The sequence below is a fragment of the Streptomyces sp. NPDC050439 genome (genome assembly GCF_040655335.1).
Classification (GTDB): domain Bacteria; phylum Actinomycetota; class Actinomycetes; order Streptomycetales; family Streptomycetaceae; genus Streptomyces.
The window spans coordinates 737,059-747,060 of sequence record NZ_JBFAJT010000001.1; the positions used below are offsets into that span (position 1 = coordinate 737,059).

The window sequence follows — 10,002 nt, forward strand, 5'->3', positions numbered from 1 at the left end:
ATGAACGGCGACACGCTCCACTCGATCGGTGATCTGGCGCGGCGGACCGGACTGACGGTCAAAACCGTCCGGTTCTACTCCGACGCCGGGATCGTGCCGCCCACCGACCGCAGCCCGGCCGGCTACCGCCTGTACGGCACCGACGCCGTCGCCCGCCTCGATCTCGTACGCACCCTGCGCGACCTGGGTCTCGACCTGGCCACCATCCGGAAGGTCGTCGACCGCGAGATTTCGCTCCCCGAGGTGGCCGCGGCGCACGCGGACGCGCTCGAGGTGCAGATCAGAGTGCTGCGGCTGCGGCGCGCGGTCCTGACGGCGGTGGCCAAGCGCGGCTCCACCCCTGAGGAGTTGGATCTCATGCACAAGCTGGCCAAGCTCTCCGAGGAAGAACGCAACCGTCTGATCGACGACTTCCTGGGCACCGTCTTCGACGGCTTGGACGACCACCCCGCGTTCGCGGGGGTCGCCCGCTCCCTCACTCCCGCACTGCCGGACGACCCCGACGCCGAGCAGGTCGAGGCCTGGGTGGAGCTGGCCGAGCTGTTCCAGGACCCGGGGTTCCGCTCCACGATGCAGGGCATGGCCAGAGACCTGGCGACCGACCGCACCCCGGACAACAGCACCGGCCTGCCACGCATCCTCGCCGAAGCCGCTCGCTCGCAGGTCGCGCCGGCCCTGGCGGCGGGCACCGATCCGGCCTCGCCCGAGGCAGAACCGATCGTCACGGCGCTCGCAGGGCACTACGCGCACATCCTCGGCCTCCCCGATGACACCACCCTCCGCCAACGCCTGATCTCCCGCCTGGCGACCATGGACGACCCCCGGCGGGATCGCTACCTTCAGCTGCTCGCCGTCATCAACGGGTGGCCCGCGCCCGAAAGCCTGGCACCGGTACTCGACTGGACCATCCGAGCCCTGCACGCCCGACTGCCCCGGTAGTGGGTCAGACCGACGCAACCCACACCGACCCACCCGAGGCGGGCGACACATGCCCTCCGCGTTTCCTCGGCGGTTACCGGGCCTGACGGACGTACCCTGCTCGTTCTGGTGAACCGAGCGTCACCTCTCGTATCCCGCGGGCAGAACCCCGAAACTGGGGCTGGCTGAGCAGAGTGAGTTGAAACCGGATGGACCGGACAGAGCCGGCAGACGAGGGGTCAGCGATGGAGATGGACCGGCACGCCCACGTGCTGAGTGGCACCGGCGATGAAGCCGCGCGCCATTACGAGTGTGCTCTCGACGCCCTGTTGTTCTTCCGCGCCGAAGTCGCTGACCATGCGCAGGCGATGGTGTCGGCATCCCCGGATTCGGCGATGGCGCACGTCTTCGGCGCCTATCTCGGGCTTCTCGGCACCGAGGAGAAGGACGCGGCCGATGCCCGGCGTTCCTTCGGCGCCTTCCGGGCCGCGGTCGATTTCTCCGGGCTCTCGCCACGCGAGAGAATGCACGCGGCGGCTGCCGAGTCGTGGCTGGGCGGGGACATGCTGCGGGCCGGGGAGATCCTCGGCGAGATCAGCACCGAGTTCCCTCGTGACGCGCTCGCCCTGGCCGTCGGTCACCAGATCGACTTCTTCACCGGAGACGCGCAGCGGCTGCGTGACCGGATCGGTGGCGCGCTCTCCGCGTGGGACAGTGACGACCCGCACTTCGGACCGCTGCAGGGGATGTACGCCTTCGGGCTCGAGGAATCCGGGCACTATGGCCGAGCCGAGGAGATCGGACTTCAGGCGGTCGGACGTCACCCGCGGGATGTGTGGGGCATCCATGCGGTCGTTCACACGTACGAGATGCGCGGGATGTTCGACCAGGGCATCCGCTATCTCGACGCGCGGACCGATGACTGGGCCGAAGGCAACTACCTCTCCGTCCACAACGCGTGGCACTACGCCCTGTACGCGCTGGAGGCGGGCAGCATCGAACGCGTCCTCGGCGTCTACGACAACACGCTGCACAACGAGGCGTCGCAGGCCATCGCCATGGAACTCCTGGACGCCTCCGCCCTGTTGTGGCGGCTGCTCCTGGTCGACATCGACGTCGAATCCCGTTGGGTGGCGCTTGCCGAGGCATGGGCCGGGCGCAAGGACGGTGCCTACTACGCCTTCAACGATGTCCACGCGGTGATGGCGTATGTGGGGGCAGGGCGGCTCTCCGACGCCGAGCGGCTGGTGAAGGAGCGCGAGCACTGGCTCGATCGGGCGGGCCCCGCGGTGTCGAATCACGCCATGACACGCGAGGTCGGCGTCCCGGTGTGCCGCGCCCTCATCGCCTATGGGCAGCACCGTTACGCCCGCGTCGTCGAGTTGCGCGCCCCGATCCGCCACCACCTCCATTCCTTCGGCGGCAGCCACGCGCAGCGCGACGCCATCCAGCGGACACTCGTGGAAGCGGCCATCCGTTCCGGCAGGCACGACCTGGCGCGCACCTTGCTCAGCGAACGCATCAACCTGCGTCCCATCTGCCCTTACAACTGGCGGGCTCGCGCCCGGCTGGCGGACCGGCTGGGAGATGCGGCGCAGGCGGAGTCCGCGCGCACCCGTGCGGAGGAACAGGCCGCCGCGGGTGCGGCGGCTGTTCTGGGCCGCTAACGCCGCCGACGCGCTTCCGCTTCCGCTTCCTCTGCAATCTCGGGCACCCACACGAGTGACCGTGTTATCCACAATCACGGTGCCATACACAGATTCAGATCAGGCCCTTCCACCCCAACCGGCCTGCGCCGTAACGTAATTGACGCGGGACACCATCGCCTCGGCGGCGGTTTCGTGTTCACGCGGATCACGGAGCGACAAAGGAGTGCGGTCCAGCCATGAACGAACCTCGTGTCCTTACCGTGCGGCCGGAACCCGGCGAGTACGCGTGGACCTTCGGCGGTGCGCCACCCGTGGCGCGGATCGCTCCGGGTACGGTGCTCGATCTCTACACGGAGGACTGCTTCGCGGGGAACGTGCGCTCGGAGAAGGACCTGGTCTCCGAGGTCTGCCAGTTCCCGTTCCTGAACCCGCAGACCGGACCCTTCCATGTCGAGGGTGCGGAACCGGGCGACACCGTCGCCGTGCACTTCGTGTCGATCGAACCGGCCCGCGACTGGGCGGCCTCCACCACCGTCCCCCTCTTCGGAGCGCTCACCTCCACCCACACCACCGCGTCCCTCCAGCCCCCGCTGGCCGAGACCGTATGGATATGGCAGCTCGACCGGAGCCGACGCACCGCGCAGTTCAGCGCGCGTGACGGCGACTTCGAGATAGCGCTGCCGATGGATCCGATGCACGGCACGGTCGGCGTCGCACCGGCCAATCTAGAGGTGCGCTCGGCCCTCGTGCCCGACGCGCACGGCGGCAACATGGACACCCCTGAGATGCGGGCCGGGGTCACCTGTTATCTGGGGGTGAACGTGGAGGGCGCGCTCCTGAGCCTGGGCGACGGACACGCCCGGCAGGGCGAGGGAGAAACCTGCGGGGTCGCCGTCGAGTGCGCGATGAACACAGTCGTGATCGTCGAACTCCTGAAGGGGATCGCCACCCCCTGGCCGCGCCTGGAGTCCGACGCCCACATCATCTCCACCGGCTCGGCGCGCCCGCTGGAGGACGCCTTCCGAATATCCCAACTCGACCTGGTGCAGTGGCTGGTGCGCGACTACGGCTTCAGCGAGCTCGACGCCTATCAGTTCGCGACCCAGACCGTCGAGTCGCCGCTCGCCAATGTCTGCGACACCAACTACACGTGCGTGGCCAAGCTCCGCAAGGAGTGGCTGCCCCCGCGCGAGACTCACCGGGGGCTCCACGCGCGGCTGCGAGAAACGGCGGCGCTGCTGCCCCACTGAGAAGTCCAGCTGTTCCCCCCACCGAGAGGCAGGCCAGCCATGGATCGAGCAAGACCCTTCCCGAGCAGGCGCCGGCTGTTGCAGGGCGCGGCCCTGGCCGCCGTTCCCGCCGCGCTCCTCCCCGCCACCCGCGCCACCGCCCGGCCTCAGGCGGTGGACTATCCACTCGCCGAGTGGGTCCCGGCGAGCAGCTCCAACTACACGGCCGCCAACCGCCCCAGCACCTATCCCGTCGACTACGTGGTCGTTCACGTCACCCAGGAGACCTACGCCGACACACTCGCCATCTTCCAGAACTCGGCGAAGAAGGTGTCGGCCCACTATGTGGTGCGTTCCAAGGACGGACACGTCGCCCAGTGCGTCCGCGAACGCAACGTCGGCTGGCACGCCGGCAACTGGGACTACAACACCAGAAGCATCGGCATCGAGCACGAGGGATGGGTGGATCAGCCGGAGTACTTCACCGACGCGATGTACGAGCAGTCCGCGCTGCTGACCTCGGCCATCTGCGATACGTACGACATTCCCAAGGATCGCGAGCACATCATCGGGCACGTGGAAGTGCCCGGTGCCGACCACACCGATCCAGGTCCGCACTGGGACTGGACGCGCTACATCCGTCTGGTCAACTCTGCCTGACCACCGCCGGCTCGCGCCCCGCCAGGTGTCGATGCGCTTGTCGGGGCGGTTGCCGCAGTGCTTGTCGGGGCGGGCTCGCGGGGCGACGATGGCTGCATCCATCGCCGTCCCGGGAGGCAGAGTTGTCCGAACCATGGGTGGCCCTGGAAGCCGGCGCCGATCCTGACGAGCGGGTGCGGGTGCTGCGGCGCGCGCACGAGAGGTTCACCGAGGCGGGGACGCTCACGCGACCGGTGCGTTCCGTGGTGGCCGAGTCCTGGCGGCGCTCGGCCAGGGCCAGGGTCAGCCCGGAGGACACCGGCGCCGCGGTGGAGCTCACCGACGGGGACCTCGGTTCCTATCGCGCCGAGCATCCGCTGGCCGGGGTGATGCCGCTGTTCCGCGAGCTGATGGGCACGTTCGCGATGGACGGTGAACATCTGCTCGCGGTGTGCGACGCGCACGGCAGGCTGCTCTGGGTCGAGGGACATTCCGCGACCCGACGGAAGGCGGGGCGGATGAACTTCGTTCCGGGCGCACGGTGGGCGGAGTCCGCGATGGGGACGAACGCTCCAGGGACAGCGGTGGCGGTGGACCGGCCGGTGCAGGTCTTCGCGGCCGAGCACTTCATCCGGCGCGTCCAGCTATGGACGTGCGCGGCGGCCCCGGTGCACGATCCGCGGACCGGGCGGCTGCTCGGGGCGGTGGACATCACCGGGGGCGACGGGCTGGCGCATCCGCACAGCCTCGCCTTCGTACAGGCGGTCGCGCGGGCCGCGGAGTCACAGCTGGCGCTGCTGGCTCCGCCGGTGGAGAGCAGGGGCTCCGTAGGTCTCACTGCGCTCGGGCGTGATGAGGCGTTGTTGCTGACGGGTGGCCGCAAGGTGCGGCTGAGCCGCAGGCACAGCGAGATCCTCGTCCTGCTGGCCCATCATCCGGAGGGGCTGACCGGTGACGAGCTGCTGTGCGCGCTGTACGAGGACGAGTCGGTGACGCCGGTGACGCTGCGGGCCGAGCTGGCGCGGCTGCGGCGGCTTCTGGGGCCGGAGTTGCTGAGGTCGCGCCCGTACAGGCTCTCGGTGCCGGTCGAGTCGGATGTCGACGCCGTCGAGCGGCGGCTCGCTTCGGGGGCGGTCACGGCGGCCGCCGCCGCGTACGCGGGTCCGCTCCTGCCCACCTCGCAGGCTCCTGCCGTGGCCCGGTTGCGGCGCAGGCTCGCCGGTCAGTTGCGGGCCGCGCTCATCGCACGCCGCGACCCGGATCTCCTGGCGGACTGGGTGCACACGCCGTGGGGCGAGGACGACCTGACGGTGTGGCGAGCGCTGGCGCAGGTGCGGTCGACGCCGCCGGTACTGGCGCGACTCAGGGAGCTGGACGCGGAGTTGATGGAGGCGAGGTAGAGGCCAGGCAGGAGTCGAGCAGAGAGGCACCGCGCGCGCCGAGCACAGCACCGCCTCAGCCTCCCGCAACGTATCTGCAACGTCCGTCCTCCTAGCCTCCGGGCGAGAGCTGCCCAACGGCGGGCAGCCTTCCCCGGGAGGCCACCAAGATGACCCGTTACGCAGCGCCCGGCACCGACGGCGCAGTTGTCTCCTACGAGTCCCGCTACGACCATTTCATCGGCGGCGAGTACGTTCCGCCCGCCCGTGGCCAGTATTTCGAGAACCCGAGCCCGATCAACGGACAGCCCTTCACCGAGATCGCCCGCGGCACGGCCGAGGACGTGGAGCGAGCCCTGGACGCGGCGCATGCCGCCGCGCCCGCGTGGGGCCGTACCTCCCCGGCCGAACGCGCGGACGTACTGCGGAAGATCGCCGACCGCATGGAGGCGAACCTCGAACAGCTCGCGGTGGCCGAGAGCTGGGAGAACGGCAAACCGGTGCGCGAGACGCTGGCTGCCGACATTCCGCTGGCCATCGACCACTTCCGTTACTTCGCGGGGGTCATCCGCGCGCAGGAGGGGACGCTGAGCGAGGTGGACGACGACACCGTCGCGTACCACTTCCATGAGCCGCTCGGCGTCGTCGCGCAGATCATCCCGTGGAACTTCCCGATCCTGATGGCGACATGGAAGCTCGCGCCCGCGCTGGCGGCGGGCAACGCGGTCGTCCTCAAGCCCGCGGAGCAGACCCCGGCCTCGATCCACTACTGGATGAGCCTGGTCGCCGATCTGCTGCCGCCGGGCGTCGTGAACATCCTCAACGGCTTCGGCGTCGAGGCGGGCAAGCCCCTCGCCTCCAGCCCACGCGTCGCGAAGGTCGCCTTCACCGGTGAGACCACGACGGGGCGGTTGATCATGCAGTACGCCTCGGAGAACATCAAGCCGGTGACGCTGGAGCTGGGCGGGAAGTCGCCGAACATCTTCTTCGACGACGTGTGGGCCGCCAACGACGACTTCCGTGACAAGGCGCTCGAGGGCTTCACGATGTTCGCCCTCAACAACGGCGAGGTGTGCACTTGTCCGTCGCGTGCTCTCGTCCAGCGCGGTCACTACAGCGAGTTCATGGAAGCGGCGGTCGCCCGCACCGAGCAGATCGTGCCGGGCCACCCGCTGGACACCGACACGATGATCGGGGCCCAGGCCTCCAACGACCAGCTGGAGAAGATCCTCTCCTATCTGGACATCGGCCAGCAGGAGGGCGCGAAGGTCCTGACGGGCGGGCAGCGCATCACGTACGACGGTGAATTGGCGGGTGGCTACTACGTCCAGCCGACGATCTTCGAGGGCGACAACCGCATGCGGATCTTCCAGGAGGAGATCTTCGGCCCGGTGGTCTCGGTCGCGTCGTTCAGCGACTTCGACGACGCCATCAAGACCGCCAACGACACGCTGTACGGCCTGGGCGCCGGAGTGTGGACGCGCGACATGAACACCGCCTACCGCGCGGGCCGCGCGATCCAGGCGGGCCGCGTGTGGACGAACTGCTACCACGCGTACCCCGCGCACGCGGCGTTCGGCGGCTACAAGCAGTCCGGCATCGGACGCGAGACGCACAAGATGATGCTGGAGCACTACCAGCAGACGAAGAACCTGCTCGTGTCGTACTCGGCCCAGAAGCTGGGCTTCTTCTAGAGGCACACGAGAAGGCGCCTGAACCGGTCCTGTACCTGTCAGGCGCCTTCGCTCCGCCCGGGCTGAGACGTACGTTTCAGCCGTCTGCACGCCCGGCGTGCCATCGTCCTTGAGTCGGCCGTTCGGGCCGGCGAGGAGAGATACCCATAGCGGCCCAATGGGGGCCGGAGCCCGTCTCCGGTCAGGGGTGCCAGACCCCGCGCAGGTTCGAATCCTGCTCTCTCCGCTCAGCGCGGCGGCGGCCGATCCGATGCGGACAAGGATGCAGAGCATGAGCCACTGGGCACGCAATGCGGTGATCGTGGCGAACGAACGGGCGGGGGGCGCCGTTTCGGTCCCGGTCGCGGATGTCGTTGCGGCGTGCCGGAGGCTCGTCACCGAGGTCAGCGTGGTGCGGACCACGTACCCCGGGCACGCCCGGACACTGGCCGCGCAGGCCGTACGGGACGGCGTGGACGCCGTGGTCGCGGTCGGCGGCGACGGCACCGCCGGCGAAGTGGCGGGCAGCATCGTGGCGGCCGGGCCGGGTCCTGTCGGCCCGGCCCTGTTCTGTGTTCCGGCCGGCACCGGCAACTCCTTCTACAAAGAGGTCTGGCATGACCGGCCGTGGCGCGAGGCGCTCGCCGCCGCCTTCACAGGGGCGCGGCCGCAGCTTCGGCGGCTGGACCTGGCGCGCGTGGCGGAGACGCGGGAGACCGTGCTGCTGGGAGCCTGCTCCGGTCTCGTCGCCGAGGCGCTTCAGACGGCGGCCGGGCTCACCGGGATCAGCGGTCGGGCCCGCTATCAGCAAGCGGTGGCCGCGACCCTGCGCGACTTCGCGCCGCATCCGGCCAGGGTCGTGGTGGACGACGAGGTCGTCCATGACGGCAGCGTGGTCCTCGCGGCCGTCGGTGGCGGCCGCTACCGGGGCGGCGGGTTCCTCCTGCTGCCCCACTCCGTTCTGGACGACGCTCTGCTCGACGTCTGTGTGGTGACCGGCGATCTCGACCCTCTGGAGCTTCCCGGTCTCACCCGTGAGGGACGGCATCTCGAACGGCCCGAGGTGCTGTACCGGCGCGGTCGCCGCGTCGAGATCGAACGCACCGACGGCGCTCCCCTCACCTTCGAGTGGGACGGCGAGGTCAAGGGCGGGCGCACGCGTTACGCGCTCGAAGTCCTTCCCGCGGTGCTCCCGGTGCTGTCCCCGGCCGAGCCCGTTTGACCGCAGGGCGACCACCATCCGTACCACGCAAGGGACTGCTCATGAGTAATGGCCCCCACATCCCGCAGACCGACACCAGCACCGCCTGGTCCTTCCCGATGCAGGGACGAAACACCTTCACCTGGGTGTACGACACGGATCGAGAGCGGCTGCTGAGCCTCTATCAAAAGGGCAAGGACAAGCAGTGGGACAGTACAAAGCGGATCGACTGGTCCCTGGACGTGGACCCCTGTGATGTCCTCGGCACTCCGGAGAACACCCTCGCGCTGTACGGCTCCCGGCAGTACTCCCGCCTGAACGAGCGGGAGAAGCAGGAGCTGCGACGGCACATGGCGGCCTGGGAGTTCAGTCAGTTCCTGCACGGGGAGCAGGGCGCGATGATCTGCTCCGCCCGGATCGTCGAGTCGGTGCCGGACATCGACTCCAAGTTCTATGCCGCGACCCAGGTCATGGACGAGGCGCGGCACGCGGAGCTGTTCACGCGCTTCGTGCACGAAAAGATCGGCATGAGCTACCCGATCAGCCCCCATCTGAAGTCCTTGCTGGGCGAGGCGTTGAACGACTCCCGATGGGACATGCCGTATCTGGGAATGCAGGTGCTCATCGAGGGTCTGGCCCTCGCGGCCTTCGGCATCCTGCGCGACCGCACGGACAAGCCGCTGCCCAAGCAGATTCTCTCCTACATCATGCAGGACGAGGCCCGGCACGTTGCCTTCGGGCGCCTCGCGCTGCGTGACTACTACAAGGAGCTGACCAGCAAGGAGATCGCGGAACGCGAGGACTTCATCGTCGAGGGCTGCTATCTGATGCGCGACCGGCTGCGCATGCAGGAGGTGTGGGAGACGCTTGAGTTCGACATGAAGGAATGCATGGAGTACATGAACCGGGGCCCACGCATGCGGGCCTTCCGGTCACGGCTCTTCACCCGGATCGTGCCTTGCGTCAAGGACATCGGGCTGTGGGGGCCCAGGGTTCAACAGGCTTACGCGGACATGGGTGTGCTGGACATGGCGGACCGCGACCTGCTGAAGCTCATGGCGGCGGACGAGGCCCAGGCCGAGACACTGGACGCAGAGCGACGCGAGCTCGAGGCGCGGCAGGGCGAGGTCCACCACGCGATTGCCGAGGGGCGGCTCAGCGGCGCCGGCGACAACGGCTGAACCGAGCCGCTCCGAGGCGACGATGTGCCGGCGGCACGCACTCCGCCGAACCCGGTCGAAGGGCCCAGCAGGCTCCGCCGGGCCCGGGTTGCGGGGGGGGCGGGGGGCGGGGTGGCCGCCGGCGGGTGGGAGA

8 protein-coding genes and 1 tRNA gene are annotated in these 10,002 nt (G+C 69.2%); all 9 read left to right on the top strand.

Annotation, left to right across the window (positions count from 1 at the left end; translation table 11 throughout):
- Nucleotides 1-939 (top strand): MerR family transcriptional regulator, encoded by a 939-nt coding sequence (locus tag AB0I66_RS03410; protein WP_363205981.1) that lies wholly within the window; start codon nucleotides 1-3, stop codon nucleotides 937-939.
- Between the two features lie 224 nt (nucleotides 940-1,163).
- A complete protein-coding gene (locus AB0I66_RS03415; protein ID WP_363205982.1) occupies nucleotides 1,164-2,585 on the top strand; it encodes a tetratricopeptide repeat protein in 1,422 nt (473 codons plus the stop codon).
- A 218-nt stretch (nucleotides 2,586-2,803) separates the two neighbouring features.
- Entirely contained in the window at nucleotides 2,804-3,817 is a 1,014-nt protein-coding gene (locus AB0I66_RS03420) for an acetamidase/formamidase family protein (RefSeq protein ID WP_363205983.1), read from the top strand.
- 39 nt (nucleotides 3,818-3,856) lie between these two features.
- On the top strand, nucleotides 3,857-4,456 hold the full coding sequence (locus tag AB0I66_RS03425; RefSeq protein WP_363205984.1) for an N-acetylmuramoyl-L-alanine amidase: 600 nt from the start codon (nucleotides 3,857-3,859) through the stop codon (nucleotides 4,454-4,456).
- A 122-nt stretch (nucleotides 4,457-4,578) separates the two neighbouring features.
- Nucleotides 4,579-5,835, top strand: coding sequence for a GAF domain-containing protein (locus AB0I66_RS03430; RefSeq protein ID WP_363205985.1), 1,257 nt, complete (start codon nucleotides 4,579-4,581; stop codon nucleotides 5,833-5,835).
- A 149-nt stretch (nucleotides 5,836-5,984) separates the two neighbouring features.
- Nucleotides 5,985-7,508, top strand: coding sequence for an aldehyde dehydrogenase family protein (locus tag AB0I66_RS03435; RefSeq protein WP_363205986.1), 1,524 nt, complete (start codon nucleotides 5,985-5,987; stop codon nucleotides 7,506-7,508).
- 134 nt (nucleotides 7,509-7,642) lie between these two features.
- Nucleotides 7,643-7,734, top strand: a tRNA-Arg gene (locus AB0I66_RS03440).
- A gap of 45 nt (nucleotides 7,735-7,779) precedes the next feature.
- A complete protein-coding gene (locus tag AB0I66_RS03445) occupies nucleotides 7,780-8,709 on the top strand; it encodes a diacylglycerol kinase family protein (protein ID WP_363205987.1) in 930 nt (309 codons plus the stop codon).
- A gap of 98 nt (nucleotides 8,710-8,807) precedes the next feature.
- On the top strand, nucleotides 8,808-9,869 hold the full coding sequence (locus AB0I66_RS03450) for a ferritin-like domain-containing protein (RefSeq protein WP_363206668.1): 1,062 nt from the start codon (nucleotides 8,808-8,810) through the stop codon (nucleotides 9,867-9,869).
- The last annotated feature ends 133 nt before the right edge of the window (nucleotides 9,870-10,002 follow it).

Coding starts and splice junctions, on each gene's coding strand:
- AB0I66_RS03445 (WP_363205987.1), top strand. CDS start 7,780: ATGAGCCACTGGGCACGCAATGCGGTGATCGTGGCGAACGAACGGGCG.
- AB0I66_RS03450 (WP_363206668.1), top strand. CDS start 8,808: ATGCAGGGACGAAACACCTTCACCTGGGTGTACGACACGGATCGAGAG.
- AB0I66_RS03435 (WP_363205986.1), top strand. CDS start 5,985: ATGACCCGTTACGCAGCGCCCGGCACCGACGGCGCAGTTGTCTCCTAC.
- AB0I66_RS03420 (WP_363205983.1), top strand. CDS start 2,804: ATGAACGAACCTCGTGTCCTTACCGTGCGGCCGGAACCCGGCGAGTAC.
- AB0I66_RS03410 (WP_363205981.1), top strand. CDS start 1: ATGAACGGCGACACGCTCCACTCGATCGGTGATCTGGCGCGGCGGACC.
- AB0I66_RS03425 (WP_363205984.1), top strand. CDS start 3,857: ATGGATCGAGCAAGACCCTTCCCGAGCAGGCGCCGGCTGTTGCAGGGC.
- AB0I66_RS03415 (WP_363205982.1), top strand. CDS start 1,164: ATGGAGATGGACCGGCACGCCCACGTGCTGAGTGGCACCGGCGATGAA.